A 23,836-nucleotide genomic window follows, 5' to 3' on the forward strand; every position below is an offset into this window, starting at 1 on the left:
CAGTCGAAACGCGCCGGATATGCGGGATCGTCGGGGTCGGGGTGTACGCCGGGTGCGGCGCGTTTCGACTCGCTCGTACCTCGCTCGCTCAACGACCGGCAGAGGTCGGTCGTTGAGCGGAGGGCGCCCCAGCGCCCGCAGTCGAAACGCGCCGGATATGCGGGATCGTCGGGGTCGGGGTGTACGCCGGGTGCGGCGCGTTTCGACTCGCTCGTACCTCGCTCGCTCAACGACCGGCAGAGGTCGGTCGTTGAGCGGAGGGCGCTCTGGCGCCCGCAGTCGAAACGCGCCGGATATGCGGGATCGTCGGGGCCGGGGTGTACGGCGGGTGCGGCGCGTTTCGACTCGCTCGTACCTCGCTCGCTCAACGACCGGGGGCAGGGCAGAGGGTGCGGCGCGTTTCGACTCGCTCGTACCTCGCTCGCTCAACGACCGGGAGCAAGGCGGAGAGGCGGGTCCCGGCGTCAGGTCGAGACCCGCGCGGCGTCGGCGCGTACGGACGCGGGCGCCGACGAAGCAGGTGGGGACGCAGCATCCGTCGACCCCAGCACCCACCCCCGCACCTCGGCGACGAAGCGTGAGACGTCGAACTCCGCGGCACGGGCCCGCGCGGCATCCGGGTCTATGCGGTCCAGTCCCGCCACCGCCGCGGCGAGCTCGACGGGGTCGTCGGGGTCCACCGTGAAGCCGGTCACGCCGTCGATCACCGACTCGGCGGCGCCCCCCACGCGATTGACGATGACGGGGCATCCCGCCGCCATCGCCTCGACGGGGATGATTCCGAAGTCCTCGACGGGCGGGAACACGAAGGCGAGCGCGCGCTGGAACAGCGCCCGCATGAGCGCGTCCGACACGAACCCCAGCATGTGCACGGGCACCGACGCCGATGCGGCGAGCGCCGTGAGGTAGTCGCGTTCGGGTCCGGTGCCGGCCACGACCACCGGCACGCCCAGCCGATCCCCCATCCGGATCACCGCGTCGTGGCGCTTGTACGGCACCAGTCGCGACGCCGCCATGAGGTAGCCGCGCTCGGGGAGCGCCTCGAGCACCGCCTGCTCCTCGGCGGTGAGCGCCTCGGCCCAGTCGCCGCCCTCGATGATCTCGCGGGCCTTCACCGGCGGGTGGATCACCCGGGCGTCGCGCTCCCACGAGCGGAGGATGCGGCGGCGCACGAACTCGCTGTTCGCCGCCAGGTCGCCGGCGTGCGCCGCCGCGGCGCGGTCCACGCGCTTGAGCACGCTGCGTGCGGCGGCGAGCGCCGCGGAGCTTCCGCGCCCGTCGAGCTCGGGCTCCCACAGGTACCGCGCCGGCGAGTGGACGTACGAGAACTTGGGCACGCCGTCGCGCCGCGTGCCGAAGTCGCAGTGGTGCGCGAAGACGTAGCTGCTCGTGAGCACCCAGTCCGGCAGCGAGCCCACCGTCGCCGCCCGCCACGTCGCCGGCATGAGGGGCAGCCCCATCGCCTTGTGGCGGCGCAACGGCGTGCGCGCCATCCACGACTCGTGCACCGAGCTGCGGGGGAACCGCTCGCCGTCATCGCTCCACAGCGCGAACATCCGCGAGTCGGGCAGCGCCATCCGGAAGGCGTCCAGCACCTGTTCGGCGCCGCCCGAGCGTTCTATCCATTCCTGGACGATGAGACCTGACATGTTCCTACGACCTCTCGGGTGGTTCAGTAGGCGCCGTCGCTGTGCAGAACGGCTTTGGCGGTCTTCGCGAGCACGACGATGTCTCCGGTGATCGACCAGTTCTCGACGTAGTACAGATCCAGCCGCACGCTGTCCTCCCACGAGAGGTTCGAGCGGCCGTTGACCTGCCACAGCCCGGTGATCCCCGGGCGGGTGAGCAGCCGGCGGCTGACCGGGCCCTCGTACTGCTCCACCTCGCTCGGCAGCGGCGGACGCGGGCCGACCAGGCTCATGTCGCCGCGCAGCACGTTCCACAGCTGCGGCAGCTCGTCGAGCGAGTACGCGCGGAGGAAGCGGCCGGTGCGGGTGACTCTCGGGTCGTCCTTCAGCTTGAACAGCACGCCGTTGCCCTCGTCGAGCGCGCGCAGCTCCGCGAGGCGCGCCTCGGCGTCGACCACCATCGAGCGGAACTTGAGCATGGTGAACCGCGTGCCGTGGGCGCCGACCCGCTCCTGCCGGAAGATCACCGGACCCGGGCTGCCGAGGCGGACGGCCACCGCGATGGCGGCGAACACGGGCACCAGCAGCACGAGCGCGACCGTGACGACCGAGATGTCGAAGAGGCGCTTCACCGCGTGGCTGTATCCCGAGTAGCGCGGCAGGTCGACATGCACCATGGGAAGGCCATTGATGGGCCGCATGTGGATGCGGGGGCCGGCGACGTCGGTGAGCCGCGACATGAGGATCAGCTCTACTTGCGAGTTCTCGAGCTCCCATCCGAGCCGCCGGATCGCGTCGTTGCCACCCGGCAGGCTGCCCGCCACGATGACCGCGCGCGCCCGGCGATTCTTCGAGACCCGCGCGACGTCATCGAGCGGCACGAACGGCAGCACCTCGGTCGACTGCTCGACCGGGCCCGCGTGCGGCGAGCCGGGCGTGCTCACCGCGATCGCGCGGTAGCCGATGCGGTAGTGGCTGCGCAGCTGCGCCACGACGCGCAGCACGTCGCCCTGCTCACCGACGACGATCGCGCCCGTCATGCAGCGTCCGGCGCGCCGCAGCGCGTGCAGATACGTGCGCCACACACCGCGACCGACGATCAGCAGCACGAGTCCCAAGGGCAGCGCGATCGCGAGATAGCCGCGAGCCGGCTGCAGCTGGAGCAGGTAGGCGACGACCGCGAAGGCGCCGAAGGTGAACAGCGTCGACTGCAGCACGCGCTGGTACTCCACCATGCCGGTGCCGGTGTTGCGCAGCAGCCGGCTGCGGGTCGCGGCGAGCGCGATCAGCCAGACCACGGTGAGCGCGATGCTGATGAGCCCATACGCGACGTCGGTCGTCGAGACGGAACCGGCGCGCACCGGGTCGCCGAACCTCAGAAGCTGGGCGGTGAACACGGCGACCGCGATGGCCGCGGCATCCGTCGCGATCATCCCCCAGGCGAGACGGCGACGCCAGCCCAGCCTGCGCGGCTGCGGCGCGATCTCGGCGACCGTCGAGAACAGCTCGACGGGAGACGCCGGTCGGGCCGTCGAACGAAGATCGAGAAAAGCAGATGACACGGGCGCACCCCCAAAGAACGCAACCGACACGCATAACGGGGCCATCGGCCCCAGTGCCCGTCGATGCGATCCCCGCTCGCGAAGGCCACGCTAGCGGTGCCGCTACGGCGATACCAGCGAGGTCACCACCTGTTTACACAGGCTTCGGGTGCGCGTGACACGCGCGAAACACCGTCGGTGTCAGGCACCGCGCGCGAGCGTGATGATCCGCTCGTGGCGGGCGGTCCACGAGTTCGCCTCGATGAAGGCGGTCCTCGCGGAATCCTCGGCGGGACCCGCCTGCAGCGCCGCGTCCACCACGTCGACGAAGTCCGAGACCGCGGGCGTCAGCCACACGCGGTCGCTGATGTCGCGCACCGGCGGCAGGTCGATCGACAGGACGGGCAGGCCGGCCGCCAGGTACTCGTAGAGCTTCAGCGGACTCATCGCCTCGGTCAGCGGCGTGCGCCGGTGCGCGACGAGAGCCAGATCGCAGTTGCGCAGCGTCGCGATCAGCTCCGCGCGGCCGACGCTGCCGTGCACATGCACGTTGGCGAGCGCCCGCAGCGGGGCGATGTACGCCGCATCGGGCAGCGGACCCATCAGCACGGTGTGCACGTCGGGCCGGGCACGCGCGAAGTCGGCGATCCCCTCGACGTCGAGCCGGCTGTCGAGCGTGCCGACGTACACGGCCCGCGGTCGCGGCACGCGGGCGAGCCACGCCGGCTCCGGAGGCGGCGCCTGCAGCCATTCGGCGGGCTCGACGCCGTTGGCGACCACCTCGTGCGGCCCGGTGGGCTCGATGCGCTCGAGGATCTGCGCCGAGACGGCCACGACGCTGCGACCGGACGCCGAGATGCGGCGGTACGCCTCGCGGAAGGCCGGCCAGTACTCGCTGCGCCCCGGAGAGCTCAGCCAGTCGTCGCGCGCGAAGAACGTGGTCTGCCGTGCCCAGTCGAAGGGCGAGAAGCCGGCGACGAGCGGATTGCAGGTCAGCGCCACCGGATCGCTGAGCCCACGGCGCTGCGCCTCGCGCCGCAGCGACGCGTCGTACTCCGCGTACTCGGCGGCGACCTCCGCCGGGTCGAGACGGTCCGCGCGCCGGCGGCGGGCGGGCGAGTGCAGCCAGATCCGGTCGGATGCCGGAAACCGGGCGTCCCGGTCGAGCACCGGCGACATCGTCACCCGCGGCAGCCAGCGGAACGGGTTCGCCACCACCATGCGGCCGACGTTCGGGCTGCGCATGAGGCTGGAGACGATGCGGTCGGGCGGCCGCATCATGCCGCGGCGCACGGCATCCGCGTATGTCTCGAAGGAGAAGGTGAACACGAAGTCGTCGGTGCCTTCGGCTGTGCGTCCGGCCGCCGTGCGGTGGATGCGCGAGTCCGCTTCCGTCACCCGGGCACCAGCTCTCGCACGACGCGTGCCGGCGCGCCGACGGCGACCGTTCGCGGCGGGATGTCGCGCGTGACGACCGCGTTCGCGCCGACGACCGCGCCCTCCCCGACCGTCACGCCGGGCATCACCACGACGTTCTGGCCGAGCCACGCGCCGCGGCAGATCCGCACCGGGCGGGGTTCGGTCAGCGGCTGGTCGCGGATCGGCACGTCGACGAGGTCGAAGCCGTGGCTGTGGTCGGAGATGTACACCCCGGCCGCGATGCCGACCGCCTCTTCGATCACCACGCTGCGCACCGCCGAGATCGAGGCGCCGCGCATGCGCACGCGGTCGTGGAGCTCGATCACGGGCCCCGGCTCATCGCGCGAGGGGACCATCAGCCATGAGCCCGCGCCGATGAGCACGCCGGCGCCGACGGCGATCCGGTCGGGGTTCGCGATGCGCGCGGGCAGCATGATGCGCGAGCCCGCGCCGAACGACTGGAAGCCCCCGGCGACGAGACGGCTGTATGCCGAGTCCCGCAGCCGCTGCGCCCCCAGCAGCACCCCATACCCATTGATCCGCCCCACGCCGCTCAGATTAGCCGCCGCGATCGGCGCCACGAGGAGGGTGCCGGAGAGTTAACGCGCGTGTAACAGCGGCGTCGCTTGCGTCGGTCAGTCTGTACCACGAGGGTGCCGCAGTGTCGCCGCTGGATCCGTCGGCTGTTGAGGCTGTGGGGAGTGGACGGAACTCGCGGGGCGCGAAGGCGTCAGGACCGAGGGGAGTCCATGATGACCGAGAGTGACGTGCACGTGCCACGGGCCGGGGCGCCCGCGAGGGAGGGCGGCGCGGCAGAGAGCGGGACCGAGTTCGTGCGCAGGCTGCGCCGGTCGGCGACGGATGCCGCGGGCCGCGGCATCCGCTTCTATCGCTCGCCCGTCGATGTCGCCGAGGTGTCGTACGTCGACCTCGATGCCGACGCGCGGGCTCGCGCGGTCGAGTTCGCCCGCGCCGGCCTCACGCCCGGCGACGTCGTGATCCTCGCCTTCGAGCCGGGCCTGCCGTTCGTGCGTGCGCTGCTCGCGTGCCTGTATGCGGGGGTCGCGGCAGCCCCGGTGCCGATCACGGCGATGCGGAATACGGATGCCGTCCGCCAGCGCCTGCTCGCGATCCTCGAGGACGCCGGGGCGAAGGCCGTGCTCACCGAGACCGGGGCCCTGGACGGACTCGGCCTCGCCGGCGAGACGTCGATCGCGGACGCCGCCGTGATCGCCGTCGACGGACCTGCCGCCGCCTCTGCGGAGGACTGGAGCATGCCCGACATCGACGAGTCGGCGCTCGCGATCCTGCAGTACACGTCGGGATCGACCGGGCTTCCCAAGGGCGTCATGGTGTCGCACGCGAACCTGTACGCGAACCAGCAGGCGATCGGCGGCATCGTCGGCATGACGGCGGACTCGATCACCGTCGGCTGGCTGCCGCATTACCACGACATGGGCCTCATCGGTCAGATCCTGCAGCCCCTCTTCACCGGCGCGATGCTGCACATGACGTCGCCGTCGCAGTTCCTGCGCCGGCCGGTGCTGTGGCTGCGGCTGATCAGTGAGCACCGGGCGACCCACACCGTCGGGCCGGACTTCGCGTTCGCCCTGTGCAGCCGTCTCGTGACCGACGATCAGCTCGCCGAACTCGACCTGTCGTCGCTGCAGACCGTGATCACCGGCGCGGAGCCGGTGCGCCTCGACACCCTCGACGCGTTCACCGCGCGGTTCGCGGCGGCGGGGTTCCGCGGCGAAGCGTTCGTGCCGGCATTCGGCATGGCCGAGACGACACTGCTCATCACCGCGCACCGCGACACCGTGCCGCCGCGGGCGATCGTCGTCAGCGCCGAAGCGCTCGAGCGCGACGAGATCGCGGCCGCGAGCCCCGGCGAGCGCACCGCCGAGCTTGTGCCGTGCGGTGCCCCCGGTGCCGGCATGGAGATCGCGATCGTCGATCCGGCCACGACCGTGGAGCTTCGCGACGGACGCATCGGCGAGATCTGGGTGCGCGGCACGAGCGTGACGCAGGGCTACTGGCGCCGGCCCGACGAGACCGCGGCGGAGTTCGGTGCGACCCTCGCCGGCGTCGCCGACGAGGTGTACCTGCGCACCGGGGACCTCGGCGCGATGGTCGACGGCGAACTCGTCATCACCGGCCGCCTCAAGGACCTCATCATCGTCCGCGGGCGCAACATCTATCCCCAGGACCTCGAGCACAGCGCGGCGAAGCTGCTGGGTGCAGGATGCCTCAGCGCCGCCTTCGAGCGCCCGGGCGTGGCGCCCGAGGTGGGCATCGTCGCCGAGGTGGATCCCTCGGCGACCGCCGAAGACCTCGACGCACTCGCCACGGCGCTGCGCGCGCGGGTCGCGACGGAGTTCACCCTGCCTGCCCTCGGCGTGGCGCTCATCCGCAAGGGCACGCTGCCGCGCACCACCAGCGGCAAGGTGCAGCGCGCACTCACGCGCCGGCTCCTGCACCAGCAGCGACTGCAGCTCGTCCACCTCGACGGGTTCGAAACGGTCTCGGCATGACCGCGGTCGCCACCGGCGCGGATGCCGGCACACTCGCCCCCGTGCGCGCGTTCGACGCCTTCCTCGGGGACCCCGCCGACGACGAGGCGGTCGTCTCGACGAGGCGATCGGTGCTGCTCGACGAGAGGTCGGCGTTCCCGGAGGACGAGATCGCGGCCGTCACCGCGTTCGGACTGCAGCAGTGGTACGTGCCCGCGGCCCACGGCGGAAATCTCGGCGACGCGCTCGTGCCGCTGCTCATGATCCGTCACCTCGCCCGGCGCGACTTCACCGTCGCCGCCGTGCACGGCAAGACCTTCCTCGGCGCGATCTGCGCCTGGGTCGCGGGCGGCGAGATCGCGACCCGCATGGCGGGCCTCGTCGGCACCGGGAGCCCGGTGTCGTGGGGGCTGACCGAGCGCGGCCGCGGCTCGGACCTGTCGCGATCCGCGACGTCCGCGCAGATCGGCACGGGCACCGTGCGCGTCGACGGCGGGAAGTGGCCGATCAACAACGCCGTCCGCTGCCGGGCGATGACCGTACTCGCCCGCTCCGACGAACGGCCAGGGCCCCGGTCGCTGTCGCTCGTGCTGGTCGACAAGGAAGAGGCCGACCCCGCCACGATCGGCTACGAGGCCAAGGTCGCCTCGCACGGCCTGCGCGGCGCCAACCTCGCCGGCATCCGGTTCGAGGGATCCGTGGTCGGTGCGGATGCCGTCGTCGGCCCCGCCGGGCACGGACTCGAGATCGTGCTGAAGAGCCTGCAGCTGACCCGGCCGTTCACGACCGGCCTGTCGCTGGGCGCCGTCGACCGGGCGCTGCAGACCGCTCTCGATGCCGCCGCCGTGCCGGATGGCGCGCGCGGCCGCCTGCTCGATTCGCCGACGTCACGGCGTGCGCTGGGCATCGCCGTCGCCGACGCGCTGCTGGTCGAATGCCTGATGCTGGTGGGCGTGCGTTCGGCGCACGCCGTGCCCGGCGAGATGGCGCTCGTGAGCGCGCTCGTGAAGTTCCTCGGCCCGGACACCGCCGACCTGCTCTTCCGCGACCTCACCCGTCTGCTCGGGCCCCGGGCGCTCATCGTCGGCTCGGAGGGCTCGGGCGGGCTGCATCCGTCCGCCTTCGGCGCGTTCCAGAAGGCCGCGCGCGACAGCCGCGTCGTCGGGATCTTCGACGGCAACTCGGTGGTCAACCTCAACATGATCGTCAACGAGCTGCCCAACCAGCTGCGTCCGGCAGCGCCGCCGCCGCTGCCGGAGGTGCTCGCGCCGCTCCGCGCGGACGTGGAGCACGACGCACTCGACACGGCATCGCTGCGCCTCGTCACCCGGCACGGATCACGGCTGCTGCGTTCGCTGCCGGCGCTCGTCGACGCGGTGGATGACGGTCGCACGTCCCGTGCCGCGGTCGACGCGGCGCGCTGGATCCTCGGCGAGTACACCGCGCTGCTCGCCGAGGCCGGCGACCTGCCCCGGCAGTCGCAGCCCGATCCGCTCGCCTTCCACCTCGCCGAGCGATTCGCGCTCGTCTTCGGGGCCGCGTGCGCCCTGGCCGTCCATCTCGCACGGGCGGGCGCGATCCCTGGTCCGCTCGGAGAGAGCGACGCGTGGCTCGCGGCCGTGCTGCAGCGGGTGGCGAACCGGCTCGGAGCGGACACCGTCGACACCGCGGTCGCCGACGCCCTGCTCGACGCCGCGCTGCGCGCGCACGCCGGGGGCGCGGTCACGCTGCTGCCCTCGTGGACGGAGCGATCGTGAGCATCGCCGAGAGCGTGGAGCGCGCGCGTCCCGCCTTCCAGCGCGACGTCTCGGCAGGACTCGACGCGCTCGAACCGCTCATCGGGCGCCTCGCCGTCGGGGGGACCGCCGTCGGCGGTACCGCGCCCGACGGCAGCCATCTGGTGACGAGCGCGCTGCGGACGTACCGGTTCGGCACGACGGCCCAGCCGGCATCCGACATCGTCCCGGTGGCTGTCGTGCAGGGGTCCGGGTTCGCCCGGGTCATCGCAATCCGGGCCGCGGTGCCTGCGGCGGCGCTCGGAGCGCTCGACGCCGCGCTGCGCGAGTCCGTCGACTACTCCCACAGCCGTCAGCTGTACGGCGGGACCGTGCTCGACATCCCGCATGCCCGCTCGCTGCTGGCTGCGGCTCTGGCCGACGCCCTGACCGCCGACGCGCTCAGCAGCGCCGCCGTGTGCCTGGCGGACGCGCACGCGCCCGCGGCCCCCGTCGCGGTCGCGCTGAGCGCCCACCTGACGTGCCTGCTGCTGGCTGAGGCGGCCCAGCAGGTGTCGGTGCTCGCCGGCTCGACGTTCTACGCGCGGATCGCGCCGTTCGAGCTCATCGAGCAGCATGTGCGCGACCTCTCCGCGCTCTCCACCCTCGTACCGGACCTCGCCGACGCACTGCCGTCGGCGGCCGCCGCGGTGGAGGCCTGGTGCGGCGACGCAGGGTCCACGGCGCCCCGCGCGCTCCTTCAGCCGGACGTCGCCGCGGTGATCGCGTCGGACGCGCCCGGCGCCGTCGAGGTGCATGCCGAGCTCGCGGCCGCTGCCGGGGCTACTGTCGCCGCGGTGGACGCGGGCGGGCATGGGACGGCAGACCCGCACCAGGCGCTCGAACTCGCGCATCGGGTCGCGCTGCTCACCGCGGCCGCAGCCGTCATCGACGGCTGGAGGCAGGCGCGCGGCTCGGAGGCTATCGCGGCCGACCCCCTCGCGATGGAGGCGTGTCTCCGACGCATCCGGGGACGCGTGGTGCGACGACAGCCTCCGCTTCCCACCGACCTCGTGGCGCGGCTCGTCGCGCACGCCGAAGCCCGCGCCGCGAGCGGCGAGGAGATGGCGATCGGTCCCGCTCGCGCGACCGTGACGCCCCTGTGACCAGCGAAAGGACGACACCATGCCCGCACAGCTGACCGCCACCGAGATCGAGCAGTGGCTCGTCGGACGCGTCGTCGCCTACGGCAAGATGCAGGCCGACGACTTCACCGTCGACACGCCGCTCGCCGAACTCGGGCTCGACTCTGTCTACGCCCTCACGCTCTGCGGAGACATCGAGGATGAGTTCGAGCTCGAGGTCGACCCGACGATCGTGTGGGATCACCCCACCATCCGCGAGCTCGCCGAGGGAATCCGCCAGCGTGTCGACGAGTGACCCCGCGACGGGTGCACGCCGAAGCCTCGTCTCGGCGCGCGGGGTGCACGTCGTGATGGGCCGCATCCCCGCGCGCGACGACCTCGACCACGACCTCGTCGACGCCGCGCACCTCCTTGGAGCGGATGCCGCAGCCCTCGGTTCGCTCGACGAGTCACGACTTGCGTCCTACCTGACCGCGAGGAGGTGGGTGCGCGACATCGTCACCGGACGCCTGGGGCGCGCCTGGCGAGGGTTCGAGGCGACGCCGCGCGGCGTCAAGCCACGACTCGCGGGCTCGACGCTGGACGTCAGCATCGCCCACGCCGGTGACCGGCTCGTGGTCGGGGTCGTCGAGCACGGCCGCATCGGCGTGGACATCGAGCTGGTCGCGCCGGTGTTCGACCAGCCGGCGCTGGCGCGGCGCCTGTGCACGCCGGCGGAGCGCCGCCACGCCGACGGCCTGGAGTCCACCGGTCGGAGGTCATGGCTCACCCAGCTGTGGACTGTGAAGGAGTCCTATGCCAAGGCGGTCGGCGAGGGTCTCGCACTGGATTTCCGCGAGCTCGCGGTCGCCGACCTGCGTAACAACCACGCCGTCCGCGGTGTGCTGACTCCCGCATCGGGCGTCACTCATGCAAGGATCGCTGTCAGCTGGGTCGATGCTGCCCCTTCCCGTTCTCGGTCGTCCGTCAGGGCGATCGTCTAGTCCCATCCCTGGAAGGGCACTCTCATGCGTATGTCTGTCATCGGCTGCGGGTACCTCGGCGCCGTCCACGCGGCCGCTATGGCCTCGATCGGTCACGACGTGGTCGGCATCGACGTCGACCGGCGGAAGGTCGACGCCCTCTCCCGCGGCGAGGCGCCCTTCTTCGAGCCCGACCTGCAGGAACTGCTCACCGCCGGAGTCGAGTCGGGCCGCCTGAGGTTCACGACCGACATGGCCGAGGCCGCCGGCGCGACAGTGCACTTCATCGGCGTCGGGACACCGCAGCAGAAGGACGGCTACGCCGCCGACCTCACCTACGTCAACGCGGCCGTCGACGGCCTGCTCCCCTACCTGTCTGCCGGTGACATCGTCGCAGGCAAGTCGACCGTACCCGTCGGCACCGCGGCAGACCTCGCACCCCGCATCGAAGCCACCGGCGCCACGCTGGTCTGGAACCCCGAGTTCCTGCGCGAGGGCTACGCCGTCAAGGACACCATCGACCCGGATCGCCTCGTGGTGGGCGTGGACGCCGGCGACGACGGCGAGCGCGCCGCCGACATCCTGCGCGAGGTGTACCACCCGGCCGTCGCCAAAGAGACGCCCTTCATCGTCACCGACCGCGCCACCGCCGAACTGGTCAAGGTCGCCGCCAACGCGTTCCTCGCCACCAAGATCTCGTTCATCAACGCGATGGCCGAAATCGCCGAAGTCACCGGCGCCGACGTCACCCAGCTCGCCGACGCGATCGGACACGACGTGCGCATCGGCCGCCGCTTCCTCGGCGCCGGCATCGGCTTCGGCGGCGGCTGCCTCCCCAAAGACATCCGCGCGTTCTCCGCCCGCGCCGAAGAACTCGGCCGCGGCGAATCCGTCGCCTTCCTCCGCGAAGTCGACGCCATCAACCTCCGCCGCCGCGACCGCGCCGTCGACCTCGTCATCAACGCGTTCGGCGGCTCCGTGTTCAAGAAGAACGTCACCCTGCTCGGCGCCGCGTTCAAGCCCTACAGCGACGACATCCGCGACTCCCCCGCCCTCGACGTCGCCATCCGCCTGCACGGGCTCGGAGCCTGGGTCACCATCACCGACCCCGCCGCCATCCCCAACGCCCAGCGCCTGCACCCCCAGCTGAACTACGTCGAAGACCGCGACGAAGCCCTCCGCGAAGCCGACGCCATCGTGCTCGTCACCGAATGGGACGAATACCGCCGCGACCTCACCCCCGAACACGCCTCCACCCTCACCGCCGGCCGCGTCGTCGTCGACGGCCGCAACGGATGGGACGCCGCCGCCTGGCGGGCCGCCGGGTGGACGTACTACGGCATGGGACGCCCGTAACACCCGGCTCCTTCGCGACCGCCGCGGCCGGAGCTCATACCCCGGCGTCGGTCGTTGCCGGGAGCTCCTGACGAGAGCGCCTGACGAGAGCCCTATTCTCGCCGCGCGGACTGCGGTATCGTCGCACTGTTCTCGACGGTGAGACAGCTCCCGACAGGCCCACCAAGAGCCTGGCTGTCGGCGTCGAGTATTCCGTGACTTGTGCGGAGGCGTTCGTACGCCCTCCGCGAGTCGCTGGGGGACGGAGTACGACGTGAAGCGTGCACTCATCACCGGTATCACCGGTCAGGACGGCTCATACCTCGCCGAGCTGCTGCTCGGAAAGGGCTACGAGGTCCATGGCCTCATACGCCGTGCGTCGACCTTCAACACGCATCGCATCGACCATCTCTACGTCGATCCCCACGACCCGAGCGCCCGGCTCTTCCTCCACTATGGGGACCTCAGCGACGGGGCGGGCCTGGTGACTCTGCTCATGAAGATCCATCCGCACGAGGTCTACAACCTGGCCGCGCAGTCGCATGTGAGGGTGTCGTTCGACGAGCCCGTGCATACCGCCGACACGACGGGCATCGGCACGATCCGTCTGCTCGAAGCGGTACGACTCTCGGGCATCGACACGAAGTTCTACCAGGCCTCCACGTCGGAGCTCTACGGAGCCACGCCTCCCCCTCAGAACGAGCAGTCGCCCTTCTATCCTCGCTCGCCCTACGCCGCGGCCAAGCTGTACAGCTTCTGGATCACGAAGAACTACCGGGAGGCGTACGACCTCTTCGCGGTGAACGGCATCCTCTTCAACCACGAGTCGCCCCGCCGCGGTGAGACCTTCGTCACGCGCAAGATCACCCGCGCGGTCGCCCGTATCCAGGCCGGTGAGCAGAAGGATCTCTATCTCGGCAACCTGGACTCCATCCGAGACTGGGGGTATGCGGCGGAGTACGTCGAGGGGATGTGGCGGATGCTGCAGGTCGAGGAGCCGGACGACTTCGTGCTCGCCACCGGCATCGGCTACACGATCCGAGACTTCCTCGCGGCGGCATTCGGGCACGTCGGCCTGGACTGGCAGGAGTTCGTCAAGTTCGACGAGCGCTACCTGCGTCCGACGGAGGTGGACGCACTCATCGGCGACCCCACGAAGGCCCACGAGAAGCTCGGCTGGAAGACCACACTCGACGGGATGGCGGTCGCCGAGCTGATGGTCGACGCCGACGTGGAGGCGCTGGACAAGCGTCCGGAGTGGATCGACGCCGTCAACCTGGTCTCCTGGACATCCGAGCCCTCACTGGTCGGCAAGTGACGGCCACCACCGACGCTGTGCAGTACGTCCCGGCGCCGCTGGATCGGGATGCGACCTTCTACGTGGCGGGTCACCGCGGGCTGGTGGGTTCGGCCATCGTCCGGAAACTGGAGGCCGCCGGATTCACGAACATCGTCGGCAAGACGTCCGCGGAGCTGGACCTGAAGGACCGCGACGCGGTGTTCGACTATCTGGCGGAGATCAAGTCGAAGTATCTGGTGCTGGCGGCGGCGAAGGTGGGCGGCATCCTTGCGAACAGCACGTATCCGGTGGACTTCCTCAGCGACAACTTGCGTATCCAGTCGAACGTGATGGACGGGGCGGTCAAGTACGAGGTGGAGCGGGTCGCGTTCCTGGGGTCCTCGTGCATCTACCCGAAGTTCGCGGAGCAGCCGATCCGGGAGGACGCGCTGCTCACCGGGCATCTGGAACCGACGAATGACGCGTACGCGATCGCGAAGATCGCCGGCATCCTGAACGTCCAGGCGGTGCGGCGCCAGTACGGGCTGCCGTGGATCTCGGCGATGCCGACGAACCTGTACGGACCGAACGACAACTTCTCCGCCAAGGGCTCGCATGTGCTGCCGGCGCTGATCCGCCGCTACGACGAGGCGGCGAAGTCCGGAGCGGCGTCGGTGACGAACTGGGGCACCGGAACCCCCCGGCGCGAGTTCCTGCATTCGGACGACATGGCGGATGCCGTGCTGCACCTCCTCGAGCACTACGACGGGCCGGAGCAGGTCAACGTCGGCACCGGCACGGACGTCACCATCCGCGAGATCGCCGAGACCATCGCCGGCGTCGTCGGGTACGAAGGCGAGACCGAGTGGGACACCACCAAGCCCGACGGCACCCCGCAGAAGCTGCTCGACGTCTCCAAGCTCGCCGACGCCGGCTGGACAGCGAAGATCTCGCTCGCAGACGGGCTGGACCGCACCGTCGCCTGGTACCGCGACCACATCGGCAGCCTCCGCGGATAGCCGGCGTCACGCACATCCACGGGCCGGACCGTCGCTCCGGGTTGGCGCGGCGGCGACAGCCGCCGATGTCGGAGGCCCTCGGCATCATGGAAGTAGCGAAGAGATCGGGTTCCGGCTTCGTCGGAACGACTCAGCCACGATGTGCCCCGCGGCTCGGGTCAGAGGCATCCCGTTCGGGAACGGCCGCGCATGGCGCGGCGAAAGGGCACATCGTGGACGACGCGGAACGCGACAGGGTCGAGGCGCAGCGCGCCGGCGCGCTGGCCGACGAGTTGCGCCGCCTCCACGCCGAAGAGGCCGCTCTCCACGGCCGCAAGCTGCGCCTCCTGGCCGACGCGTTCGCCCTCGCTGAGACGCAGCAGGCGCGCATCCCGTCGGCACGCACGAAGGAACGCGACATGCCGCTGCGCGCGCTGGCGGCCGAGCTCGGACTCGCCGTCAAGGTCAACGACCGCACGATGCAGTCGCACATGTGGGACGCACATCGGCTCACCACCTCGTTCGCGGCCACAGTGACAGCCCTCGAAGAGGGGCGCATCTCGCGCGCCCACGTGACCGCGATCTTCGACGGCGGCGGCGCGATCGACGAGCCCACGGCACGGGCCGAGTTCGAACGCGCGGTTCTCGAATACGCAGAGACGACGACGCCGGCGCGCACCCGCGCCTACGCCCGGCAGCAGGCAGACATCCGCAACCCGCTCACCCTTCAAGAGCGCCACGATCTCGCGGTGCAGGGCCGCCGCATCTGGGTGACCGACCTCGACGACGGCATGTCACTGCTGAACCAGTTGCTCCCGACCGCGCTCGCCCACGGCATCCTCGACCGCACCACCCGGCAGGCCAAGCTCATCAAACGCGTCGACACCGCACGCCGGCGCGCGTTCCGGATGACGCAAGACTCGACGGATGCCGCGCCCACTGGCACGCCCGGCAGTTCCAGCGAGACCGCGCCCGACAGTTGCAGCGAGACCGCGTCCGGCTCCGTCGCCGATTCCGGCCTCGACGAAGCAGCGTGGTTCGACCAGCGGACGATCGACCAGGTCCGCGCCGACCTCGTCGCCGACATGCTCCTCACCGGCGCTCCGGTGATCGATCCGACCCTCGACGCTGCGCCGGGCGGACTCGGCGCGATCCGCGCGACGGTGCAGATCACGGTGCCCGTCACGACCCTGACCGGGGTCACGAGCGGCGGGGCCGAACTCGACGGCGTCGCGCCCGTCGACCCCGCCACCGCACGACGCCTCGCCGGTGACGCGCCGGGTTGGGACCGCGTGATGACCGATCCGGTGACCGGGATGGTCCTCGCGGTCGACCGCTACCAGCCGTCCACGGCACAGCAGCGGTACCTCAGGGCCCGGGATCCGCACTGCCGCTTCCCCGGATGCCGAAGGCCGGCACGCCTGTGCGATGACGACCACACGCACGACCACGCCCGAGGCGGTCCGACCGACATCCGCAACCTCGCCTGCCTCTGCAGACGACATCACACGCTGAAGCACTCGACGGACTGGACGGTGCGTCAACTCGCCGGCGGAGTCCTCGAGTGGACCAGTCCGGCCGGCAGGCCGTACCTCGACCATCCCCCGCGGCGCGTCGTCTTCGTGCCGGGCGACGAAACCGCCGCTCCCTTCTGAGCGCCGAGCTCGAGCAGGTGAGCGTGAAAGGTATACCCGGTGAAGACGTGCCCGGTGAAACGTGAACGGTCTGCGCGGTGAAAGACGTGCCTGGCGGCAGGCGACCGCTACGTTGGAGCCGTCAGCAGTATCTGTCTCGCCACGGAGGACTCACCCATGTCTCAGCGCCCGCTCGGCGTCACGCTCGTCGCCATCATCGCCTGGATCTCCGGCTTTCTGCAGATCGTCGGATCGATCTTCGTGATCATCGCCGGTCTCTTCATCACCTGGCCGGCGATCCTCGGCTGGATCAGCCTCATCATCGGCGCCATCACCCTCGCCGTCGGCGTCGGGCTGTGGCGCGGCAACCCCACCGCCCGCACGATCGCGATGGTCGTCTTCGCCATCACCATCGTCCTGCAGGTGCTCGGACTCTTCTCCGGCGCCAGCCTCTGGTCGGTGATCGGCGGGTCGCTGCTGTCGCTCATCGGACTGATCCTGCTGAGCACCCGCGACGCTCGCAGCTACTTCGGTCGCTGACGCGCGGTACCGGTCACTTCGGCGCCGCACGCCGTTCGACGAGCTGCACGATGGCGAGGCCGATCGCCGCGCCGAGCACGTTCGCGACGATGTCACGCAGACTCGGGGTGCGCTCAGCGAGGAGCAGCGCCTGCCCCGACTCGATCACCAGCGTCGTGGCGAGTGCCAACGGCACCACCAGTCCTCGCTGCAGGGGAAGAGCGAGCGCCAGCAGGACTCCGAACGGCACGAACAGCAGGACGTTCGCGGCCGTCTCGATCACGTCGTAGGTCAGCCAGGGCACGACGGAAGAGATGGCCCGCAAGAAGTCCGACGCGCCGCGGTCGACGGGTACGGGCCAGAACGCGATCAACGCCAGCACCACGGCATAGACGACGAGCAGACGGATGCCGCGCCGCTGACCCCGTCTGACATGCACCGCCGCGACGGCCGCGGTCGTCGGGGCGGCGGATATGAGCGCGGGTGCATCGGTCATCAGCCGGCCACCAGCCACACCACGCCCACGGCGACGAGGAACGCCAGCGCCAGGCAGATGACCCACATCGGCGCCCCACCGTACTCACGCAGCAACCACGGCTCGTGTCCGATGTCGTAGCGCCGCCGTCGTCTCGATCGTGCCATCGCGCGCCCCCCATTCCCCGAAGTCGGAACGTCACGCGACCCCCTCGTCACGGGCCCCACCCTACGCTCGGCATGTTGCGGCCGGTCGACAGGAAGGTTTCGCAACGGGTCTCACGCTCAGGATCGCCTGAGCCGCATCGTATGGTGGATCGGTGACCGACTCGCCTCTGCCCCGCTCTGCGCGCACCAGCGGCACCGTCTTCGCCGTCGTCCTGGGCGTCGTCCTGCTGGTCGCGATCCTCGGCGCCGCATGGGTCGGCATCCGCGGCGCACTCGCCTACAGCCACCTGCGCGACGCGCAGCAGACCGCTGCCGCCGTCCGCGACAGCCTCGCCGACCCCGCCGCCGCGAGCGACGCGATCGCCGCCCTCGCGGCCGACACCGGCGCTGCTCACGCCCTCACCTCCGACCCGGTGTGGAAGCTCGCGGAAGGCGTCCCGTGGGTCGGACCCCAGCTCGCCGCCGTCGCCACCGTCGCCGAATCGCTCGACGGTGTGGCGGGCACCGCCCTTCGTCCGCTCTCCGAGGTGGCCGGCACTTTCCAGGTCGATGCGCTGCGCCCACAGGGCGGTCGCCTCGACCTCGCGCCGCTGCAGCAGATCAGCGGCGCGGCCCAGACCGCGACCGACGGGGTCGGCGCGGCTGCGGCATCCGTCTCGGCGATCGACCGCACTGCGCTGGTCACCCCCGTGCGCACCGCGGTCGACGAGGTCGATGGCCTCCTGACCGAGGCCGGGACCGCCACCGACGCGCTCGCGCGCGCCGCGCAGCTCATCCCGTCGATGCTGGGCGCCGATGGCCCTCGCAACTACCTCGTGCTCTTTCAGAACAACGCCGAGTGGCGCTCGCTGGGGGGCATCCCCGGTGCGATGGCGCTCATCCACACAGACGGCGGCGCGCTGAGTCTGGCGGCGCAGGAATCGTCGAGCGACTACGACCGCTACGACGACGCGGTGCTGCCGCTGGACGACGAGATCACCGCCATCTACGGCGAACGCCCCGCGCGGTTCATCCAGAACGTGACCCAGGTGCCCGACTTCGCGGTGAGCGCCGCCCTCGCGCGCGAGATGTGGGCCCGCGAGCACGGCGGGCAGCAGGTCGACGGCGTCATCGCACTCGACCCGGTCGCTCTGTCGTACCTCCTCCAGGCGACCGGGCCGATCACCCTGCCCACCGGCGACGTGCTCGCGCCCGACACCGCCGTGCCGCTGCTCCTCAACGAGGTGTATGCGCGCTACCCGCGACCGGCCGACCAGGACGCCTTCTTCGCCGTCGCAGCGGCTTCGGTGTTCGCGAAGCTGTCGGGCGGCGACGTCGATCCCGCGGCGCTCGTGACCGCACTCACCCGGGCCGGCGACGAGGACCGCCTGCTGCTGTGGAGTGCGCACGAGGCGGAGCAGGGCCTCCTGGCAGACACCACTCTCGCGGGCGGCCTGCCGGGATCGGACGACGACGCCGCGCGCTTCGGCGTGTACGTCAACGACGGCACCGGCTCGAAGATGGACTTCTACCAGAACGCCTCGGCCACCCTCGCCTGGGACGGCTGCAGCCTCGACGCCGCAGGCCGGGCGACCGGCGACGCCGTGCTCACCGTCACAATCGGCAACACCGCTCCGGCCGACGCCGCCAACCTTCCGCCGTACATCACCGGGGACAGCGGCTTCGGTGTGCCGGCCGGCATCACCCGCACCATCGGCTATCTGTATCTGCCCGAAGGCTTCGACCTGATCGACGCGACGATGTCGGACGGGTCGGGATTCGGCGGCGGAACGCACGACGGACGCCGCGTCCTGAGCTTCGCGATCGACCTCCCACCCGGCCAGACGGCGACCGCAACTGTCGTCGCGCGGGCCGCCGCACCCGTCGCCTCGACCCTCGAAGCCGCCATGACTCCCACGCTGACACCCCCCGCCGCGGTTGCCGCCGTGTGCGGGGGTTCGTAGACTGCTCTCGATGCCCCACATCATCAGTACACCTATGCCCCGGTTCCTCCCCCAAGCCGCTCTCGTCGCGACGCTCGCACTCGGAGCGGTCATCGCTGTGCCCACGGCGGCGAGCGCCTCGACGATCTATCCGCCGTCGGGCTCGTGCACGACCACGCCGGCGACGGCGCAGGCGGGCGGCACCATCGTCTTCGCGTGCGCGGCCGAGACCTTCTCGTCCGACGAGACGGTGACGATCACCGTCACCGGTGAGAACGGCGCCGGCGCGAGCATCGGCATGGTGCGCTTCGCGATCACCACCGCCAGCGACACGACGTCCTCCGCCGAGGACGGCTCGCTCGCCCCCATCGACATCGCCCTTCCCTCGAACGCGACGGGAACGTACAACATCGCGGCCGTCTCGTCGACGTCCGCCGGCGGCACCGCCGCCGTCACGATCACCGGCGCCGACGGACTGCCCGCGACCGGTCTCGACCAGGGCCAGACCATCGGCCTCTGGATCGGCGGCGGCGCGCTCCTGCTCGCCGGCGCCGCGCTCGCCGTCGTCGCCGCGGTGCGGCGCTCGCGCGACTCGCGCTGACCCACGGCTCGCGCTGACCCGCCGTGTCGACCTCGCTCGAGCGCACGTACCGGTACCTGCGGATCGGCATCGCCGGCACCGTCGTCGCGATCTTCGCCGCGATCGCACAGGCGGCGACCACCTACGGCTGGCTCACGTCGGTGAGTGACTACTTCTACACTCCCGCCCGCGACGTGTTCGTCGGCGCACTGATCGCGGTGTCCCTCGCACTCTTCGCGCTGTCGGGTCGCGGCGCCGAGCGTGCGCTCCTCGATGCCGCCGCGCTGTTCGCACCCCTCATCGCCCTCGTGCCGACGACGCTGTCAGCGGATGCCGTGCCCGGCGTCGTCGTCGACTGCACAGCGCGCTGCTTCCCGCCGCAGTACGAAGCGGATGCCGCGAACGGCGTCTCCGTGTACCTCGTGCTCGGCGCGCTCGTACTCCTCGTCGCCCTCGTGCTCGCCGCGCTCGGTCAGGTCTCGCTCGCCGCCGTATGGCCGTCGCTGCTCGTGGCCGTGGTCGTGCTCGCCGTCACGGCACTCACCTGGGTGTTCGCACGCGACGCCTTCCTGCAGCAGGCGCACTTCGTCGCGACGACGGCCTTCTTCGCACTGTTCGCCGCGGTCGCGGTGCGCAACGCCTTCCCTCGCCGGGGTCCGCAGCCGACGCCGGTGTTCCGCGTGCTCTACACGGTCATCGCCGTGGGACTCGTTCTCACCCTGATCGCGTACGTCATCTTGCTGCCCGGCGCCGACGGATCCGGCATCCCGATCGTGCTCATCGTCGAAGCGGTCGCGCTCATCCTGTTCTTCGCGTTCTGGGTGGTGCAGGGCATCGAGAAGTGGTCCGACCCGGATCCGACACTCCTCTGACGCGTCCGGCCGTCACTCGGCAGCCGGGAAGAGCGTCGCGCAGCTCGGGTCGATCGTGACGGTGGTCGCGGTCGCCGTGGGGCTGTGACGCAGTCGCAGCGGAGCGAGGTCGCCGGGCGGCAGCGCGACCGTGAATGCGGTGGTCACCGTCTCGCCCTTGCCGACGAACACCGTCTTGCTGAGTGCGGTGTTGCCCTTCTCGACGCCGCTGCGCTCCCACCGCGCGACGTCCCCCACCGCCGGGACGGTGTGCGTGATCTGAGCGCCGGGAGGCGCGAAGAACAGCACGTCGAGGATCATCGTGGTGCGCGGCAGACCGAATCGCCAGTTGCGGAGTCCGAGCGTGTACGGGCTTCGGATGTCGTCGTCGATGCCGTTCGCCAGCGTCATCGTGGTCGTGATCGTCCGCGCCGCGGCGTCGCACGTCGCGATGATCGACGTCGTCAAGTGGTACTCGAGCTTGCCGACGGAGGAGTCGTTCAGGTAGATCCCCACCTGCGTCTGCGTCGTGGTGTCGCCGGCCAGCGCGCCGTCCACACCGAGCTCGACGGCGAGCGCCTGCGCCGCCGGGTCGACGAACGCGAGGTTGACCCGCTGCTCTGCGGCAGCCTTCTCCAGCGCCCCCAGCATCAGCAGGGGGTCCCATGCCGAGGTCGTGAGGTGCGCGAACACCTGCTTCGCGGCATCCGCGAAGAACTGATCGGAGTCGCGGCTCTCGGGATAGCGCTCATACGCGTCGCGGAGCAGCACCGAGACGGCGTTGTCTGCGGTGAGCTGTTCCCCCGTACCGAGCGTCACGGGTCCGGCGACGCCGAGCATGTACGAGAGCACGACGGGGTCGATCGAGACGACACCGTCGAACGTCGCGCCGGTCGTGTGGGTCCACAGGGCCTGGAAGAGCTGCACCGTCGTCGGGAAGTCGGGCGTGAAGGTGTAATCCTGCGAATGCTTCGCGAACGTGGGCAGATACAGCCCGGTGGTCTCGGCGGGCAGCGCCACGTACACATCGTCCTGCGTTCCGGCGTCGTAGAACGTCTGCGAACTCGCCTGATCCACGTACCCGAGCTTGCCGTCGGTGAGGGTCACGATCATGCTCGCCGCCGGGTTCCCGCCCGTGGCACGGATCTCGGCGTTGTTCTGGAAGATCAGGAGGTAGGTCTTGGTTCCTCCCGAACCTGCCATGTCGAGCAGCGTCGGCAGGTACGTCTCGGCTACTCCGAGTGCCGGGGTCGCGACGTCGATGAAGGTGAGGATGTCCGAGATCGACGCGCTCACCTCGGGAAGGAGCGTCGCCGTGTCGATCGGCGCGACGATCGACTGCGCGTCGGCGAAGGCTGCCGCGATCTCGGGGATCGAGCTCTGCACCTGCCGGAACGGCTCGAGGTCGATCCCGCCGCCGTCGAGCGTGAGGTCGTCGAAGTCGGTGACCGACAGGAACTGCAGTCCCGGTGTCAGGGCGCGCTCGACGAGGACGTCGACCGCATGCGTCACCCGCCGCACCGCATCGACGTTCTGCCCGACGAACGGGACGCGAGTGGCGAGGTCCCACAGCGGGCCATCGACGGTCCGGACGGCGAGCGTGACGTTCGCCTGGATCTCGTCCGTCGCCGCGAGAAGCTGCGCCTCGTCGGCCCCGTCCAGGCTGTCGCGGAGTTCTGCGATGCCGGCTGCCGCCCGCTGGACCGCGGCGCGGGCCCGCTGCGCCTCGGACCAGAACTGCATCGCGAGCGCGCCGGCCACCACAGCGGCCGCGAGCAGCGCGGCGAGGACACCGAACAGGATCCAGGGCCACACGCGCCGCCGGCGCGTCGGAACAGGCATTGCCCCGGCATCGTAAGCAACCCCAGTTCGCGCACCCTCGGATACGGTGCGCGTGACGTTCCCCATCGCCACGCTCCCCATGGTACGCGCGGCCCGTCAGTAATACAGGGGGCTCCTGAAACGCCAGGGGGTGGGACTCAGGCGGCGCCGGTCTCGGCGTCGAGCACCTCGACGACACGCCGCACTCCGGCGGCCGGGTGAGCGGTCACGAGGATGGGCAGATGGTCGCTGAGTCCCTGGGGCAGCGTCCGCACACGGTCGATCTCGAACCCGACCGACGTCGCGAAGTCGTAGTGCCCGCGGAAGAAGCGGTAGCGCGTGTACGTGCGCGAGTCCGAGAGGTTGAGCTCATAGCCCTGCTCGCGCACGTGCTGGCCGAGCCGTTCCTTGAACACCGGGTAGTTGTAGTCGCCGACCATGAGCGCCGGGAGCCCGTCGCCCAGCTGCTGCAGCTCACCCAGCGCGGTGCGGATCTGGTGGCGCCGCAGCGAGTTCAGCGCCGTCAGCGGCGCGGCATGGAACGAGGCCACGATGATGTCGATGTTCTCATCGATGTCGTGGAGCCTGACCCCCAGCATCCGCTCCTCCGCCGGCTTCAGCACCCGGTCGTGAAGCGACTTCTTGAGCGCGAGGGCGCGCACGTCGACGGCGCGATAAGTGTTCTCGCGGTAGTACAGCGCGAGGCCCAGCCGGTTGCGCTGGGTCGAGTCCGCCAGCCGCAGACCCGAGATCTCGTCGGGGATGTCGGTCGTGTCCGCCTCTTGCAGGCAGAGCACATCCGCACCGTGCCGCTCCACCAGGTGGGCGAGTTCGCCCGCCGCCCGGTGCTTGCGCAGGTTGTACGAGATGACCTTCATATCGAGGCCAGCCTATGCCGCCGACGTTGCGGGCGGATGACCTTGACAAGTCCACATCACGACCTCACAGGGAGCGTGGATCCTCCGATGTACGAAAACCGGATGCCGCGCCTCTGGAGTGGTGTGCCGAGAACCCGGGAGGATCCCATGGCCGCAACATCCACATCCGCCGTCCGCGCCGATCTCGCCGACGCCGTCGCCGCGAGCCACACCGCGCGCGAAGCCGCCGAGCGCGAGCTCCGCCTCAGCGTCGCCCTCCGCGCCCGCGCCGGAGAGGCGCTGGAGCGGACTGCACGACGCCCCGGCCTCGACGAGACCGAGCGTGCGCGCCTGCGCGCCGAGTACGCCGCCGCCGACGCCGTGGTCGCCCAGCGCCGGGCGGCCGTCGACAAGGCTCTCGAGTTCGAGCGCGCCGCCGCGGTCGTCGCCCGGGCGTTCGAGACCGAGGCGGCAT

Annotated in this window: 22 protein-coding genes; 14 read left to right on the plus strand and 8 right to left on the minus strand. The window is 70.9% G+C overall.

What is annotated here, in order from left to right:
- Positions 1-464: 464 nt before the first annotated feature.
- The 4 genes from ACI3KX_RS18230 to ACI3KX_RS18245 all read right to left on the minus strand — a co-directional run bounded on the left by ACI3KX_RS18230 (position 465) and on the right by ACI3KX_RS18245 (position 5,136).
- Positions 465-1,649, minus strand: a complete 1,185-nt coding sequence (locus tag ACI3KX_RS18230; protein ID WP_404910606.1) for a glycosyltransferase — start codon at positions 1,647-1,649, stop codon at positions 465-467.
- 23 nt (positions 1,650-1,672) lie between these two features.
- Complete coding sequence (locus tag ACI3KX_RS18235; RefSeq protein WP_404910607.1) at positions 1,673-3,190, minus strand: sugar transferase; 1,518 nt, start codon at positions 3,188-3,190, stop codon at positions 1,673-1,675.
- 180 nt (positions 3,191-3,370) lie between these two features.
- Positions 3,371-4,567, minus strand: coding sequence for a glycosyltransferase (locus ACI3KX_RS18240; protein ID WP_404910608.1), 1,197 nt, complete (start codon positions 4,565-4,567; stop codon positions 3,371-3,373).
- The gene (locus ACI3KX_RS18245; RefSeq protein ID WP_404910609.1) at positions 4,564-5,136 is read right to left on the minus strand and encodes an acyltransferase; all 573 of its coding nucleotides are present in this window, start codon (positions 5,134-5,136) and stop codon (positions 4,564-4,566) included. Before ACI3KX_RS18245 ends, ACI3KX_RS18240 begins: the two co-directional genes overlap by 4 nt.
- A gap of 204 nt (positions 5,137-5,340) precedes the next feature.
- On the opposite strand from ACI3KX_RS18245, the gene ACI3KX_RS18250 reads away from it, so the two are divergent.
- The 10 genes from ACI3KX_RS18250 to ACI3KX_RS18295 all read left to right on the plus strand — a co-directional run bounded on the left by ACI3KX_RS18250 (position 5,341) and on the right by ACI3KX_RS18295 (position 16,709).
- A complete protein-coding gene (locus ACI3KX_RS18250; RefSeq protein WP_404910610.1) occupies positions 5,341-7,122 on the plus strand; it encodes a fatty acyl-AMP ligase in 1,782 nt (593 codons plus the stop codon).
- On the plus strand, positions 7,119-8,858 hold the full coding sequence (locus ACI3KX_RS18255) for an acyl-CoA dehydrogenase family protein (RefSeq protein WP_404910611.1): 1,740 nt from the start codon (positions 7,119-7,121) through the stop codon (positions 8,856-8,858). The genes ACI3KX_RS18250 and ACI3KX_RS18255 overlap by 4 nt, the downstream gene beginning before the upstream one ends.
- The gene (locus ACI3KX_RS18260; RefSeq protein WP_404910612.1) at positions 8,855-9,982 is read left to right on the plus strand and encodes an acyl-CoA dehydrogenase family protein; all 1,128 of its coding nucleotides are present in this window, start codon (positions 8,855-8,857) and stop codon (positions 9,980-9,982) included. The genes ACI3KX_RS18255 and ACI3KX_RS18260 overlap by 4 nt, the downstream gene beginning before the upstream one ends.
- A 19-nt stretch (positions 9,983-10,001) precedes the next feature.
- A complete protein-coding gene (locus ACI3KX_RS18265) occupies positions 10,002-10,256 on the plus strand; it encodes an acyl carrier protein (protein WP_349426386.1) in 255 nt (84 codons plus the stop codon).
- Positions 10,243-10,944, plus strand: coding sequence for a 4'-phosphopantetheinyl transferase family protein (locus ACI3KX_RS18270; protein ID WP_404910613.1), 702 nt, complete (start codon positions 10,243-10,245; stop codon positions 10,942-10,944). The genes ACI3KX_RS18265 and ACI3KX_RS18270 overlap by 14 nt, the downstream gene beginning before the upstream one ends.
- 24 nt (positions 10,945-10,968) lie before the next feature.
- Positions 10,969-12,279: a UDP-glucose dehydrogenase family protein gene (locus ACI3KX_RS18275; RefSeq protein WP_404910614.1), complete on the plus strand. Its 1,311-nt coding sequence runs from the start codon at positions 10,969-10,971 to the stop codon at positions 12,277-12,279.
- A 253-nt stretch (positions 12,280-12,532) separates the two neighbouring features.
- The gene (gene gmd, locus ACI3KX_RS18280; protein WP_404910615.1) at positions 12,533-13,576 is read left to right on the plus strand and encodes a GDP-mannose 4,6-dehydratase; all 1,044 of its coding nucleotides are present in this window, start codon (positions 12,533-12,535) and stop codon (positions 13,574-13,576) included.
- The gene (locus ACI3KX_RS18285; protein WP_404910616.1) at positions 13,573-14,556 is read left to right on the plus strand and encodes a GDP-L-fucose synthase family protein; all 984 of its coding nucleotides are present in this window, start codon (positions 13,573-13,575) and stop codon (positions 14,554-14,556) included. Before gmd ends, ACI3KX_RS18285 begins: the two co-directional genes overlap by 4 nt.
- Before the next feature lie 212 nt (positions 14,557-14,768).
- Positions 14,769-16,190, plus strand: a complete 1,422-nt coding sequence (locus ACI3KX_RS18290; RefSeq protein WP_404910617.1) for a DUF222 domain-containing protein — start codon at positions 14,769-14,771, stop codon at positions 16,188-16,190.
- Positions 16,191-16,346: 156 nt separating this feature from the next.
- A complete protein-coding gene (locus ACI3KX_RS18295) occupies positions 16,347-16,709 on the plus strand; it encodes a DUF2127 domain-containing protein (RefSeq protein WP_349426380.1) in 363 nt (120 codons plus the stop codon).
- Between the two features lie 13 nt (positions 16,710-16,722).
- On the opposite strand, the gene ACI3KX_RS18300 is transcribed toward ACI3KX_RS18295, so the two are convergent.
- Complete coding sequence (locus ACI3KX_RS18300; RefSeq protein ID WP_404910618.1) at positions 16,723-17,184, minus strand: VanZ family protein; 462 nt, start codon at positions 17,182-17,184, stop codon at positions 16,723-16,725.
- The gene (locus ACI3KX_RS18305; RefSeq protein ID WP_404910619.1) at positions 17,184-17,330 is read right to left on the minus strand and encodes a hypothetical protein; all 147 of its coding nucleotides are present in this window, start codon (positions 17,328-17,330) and stop codon (positions 17,184-17,186) included. Before ACI3KX_RS18305 ends, ACI3KX_RS18300 begins: the two co-directional genes overlap by 1 nt.
- Before the next feature lie 152 nt (positions 17,331-17,482).
- Here ACI3KX_RS18305 and ACI3KX_RS18310 point away from each other — a divergent pair, with 152 nt between their 5' ends.
- The 3 genes from ACI3KX_RS18310 to ACI3KX_RS18320 are packed head-to-tail and all read left to right on the plus strand — an operon-like array spanning position 17,483 to position 20,704.
- Complete coding sequence (locus tag ACI3KX_RS18310) at positions 17,483-19,273, plus strand: DUF4012 domain-containing protein (RefSeq protein ID WP_404910620.1); 1,791 nt, start codon at positions 17,483-17,485, stop codon at positions 19,271-19,273.
- 10 nt (positions 19,274-19,283) lie between these two features.
- Positions 19,284-19,853 (plus strand): LPXTG cell wall anchor domain-containing protein, encoded by a 570-nt coding sequence (locus ACI3KX_RS18315; protein WP_404910621.1) that lies wholly within the window; start codon positions 19,284-19,286, stop codon positions 19,851-19,853.
- A 23-nt stretch (positions 19,854-19,876) separates the two neighbouring features.
- A complete protein-coding gene (locus tag ACI3KX_RS18320) occupies positions 19,877-20,704 on the plus strand; it encodes a hypothetical protein (RefSeq protein ID WP_404910622.1) in 828 nt (275 codons plus the stop codon).
- A gap of 12 nt (positions 20,705-20,716) precedes the next feature.
- Here ACI3KX_RS18320 and ACI3KX_RS18325 read toward each other — a convergent pair whose 3' ends face one another.
- Together ACI3KX_RS18325 and ACI3KX_RS18330 are read right to left on the minus strand one after the other, a co-directional pair.
- A complete protein-coding gene (locus tag ACI3KX_RS18325) occupies positions 20,717-22,525 on the minus strand; it encodes a DUF4012 domain-containing protein (protein WP_404910623.1) in 1,809 nt (602 codons plus the stop codon).
- 137 nt (positions 22,526-22,662) lie between these two features.
- Positions 22,663-23,382 (minus strand): endonuclease/exonuclease/phosphatase family protein, encoded by a 720-nt coding sequence (locus tag ACI3KX_RS18330; RefSeq protein ID WP_363356941.1) that lies wholly within the window; start codon positions 23,380-23,382, stop codon positions 22,663-22,665.
- A 147-nt stretch (positions 23,383-23,529) separates the two neighbouring features.
- Here ACI3KX_RS18330 and ACI3KX_RS18335 point away from each other — a divergent pair.
- Positions 23,530-23,836: hypothetical protein (locus ACI3KX_RS18335; protein WP_404910624.1), on the plus strand; the 307-nt coding region annotated here is incomplete at its 3' end.

The organism is Microbacterium sp. ZW CA_36, assembly GCF_044987475.1.
GTDB lineage: Bacteria > Actinomycetota > Actinomycetes > Actinomycetales > Microbacteriaceae > Microbacterium.

Bases quoted from the DNA above. Each gene is read 5' to 3' on its own strand.
- ACI3KX_RS18330 (WP_363356941.1), bottom strand. From the start codon at position 23,382: ATGAAGGTCATCTCGTACAACCTGCGCAAGCACCGGGCGGCGGGCGAA.
- ACI3KX_RS18250 (WP_404910610.1), top strand. From the start codon at position 5,341: ATGACCGAGAGTGACGTGCACGTGCCACGGGCCGGGGCGCCCGCGAGG.
- ACI3KX_RS18325 (WP_404910623.1), bottom strand. From the start codon at position 22,525: ATGCCTGTTCCGACGCGCCGGCGGCGCGTGTGGCCCTGGATCCTGTTC.
- ACI3KX_RS18265 (WP_349426386.1), top strand. From the start codon at position 10,002: ATGCCCGCACAGCTGACCGCCACCGAGATCGAGCAGTGGCTCGTCGGA.
- ACI3KX_RS18315 (WP_404910621.1), top strand. From the start codon at position 19,284: ATGCCCCACATCATCAGTACACCTATGCCCCGGTTCCTCCCCCAAGCC.
- ACI3KX_RS18300 (WP_404910618.1), bottom strand. From the start codon at position 17,184: ATGACCGATGCACCCGCGCTCATATCCGCCGCCCCGACGACCGCGGCC.
- ACI3KX_RS18305 (WP_404910619.1), bottom strand. From the start codon at position 17,330: ATGGCACGATCGAGACGACGGCGGCGCTACGACATCGGACACGAGCCG.
- ACI3KX_RS18295 (WP_349426380.1), top strand. From the start codon at position 16,347: ATGTCTCAGCGCCCGCTCGGCGTCACGCTCGTCGCCATCATCGCCTGG.
- ACI3KX_RS18275 (WP_404910614.1), top strand. From the start codon at position 10,969: ATGCGTATGTCTGTCATCGGCTGCGGGTACCTCGGCGCCGTCCACGCG.
- ACI3KX_RS18230 (WP_404910606.1), bottom strand. From the start codon at position 1,649: ATGTCAGGTCTCATCGTCCAGGAATGGATAGAACGCTCGGGCGGCGCC.
- ACI3KX_RS18255 (WP_404910611.1), top strand. From the start codon at position 7,119: ATGACCGCGGTCGCCACCGGCGCGGATGCCGGCACACTCGCCCCCGTG.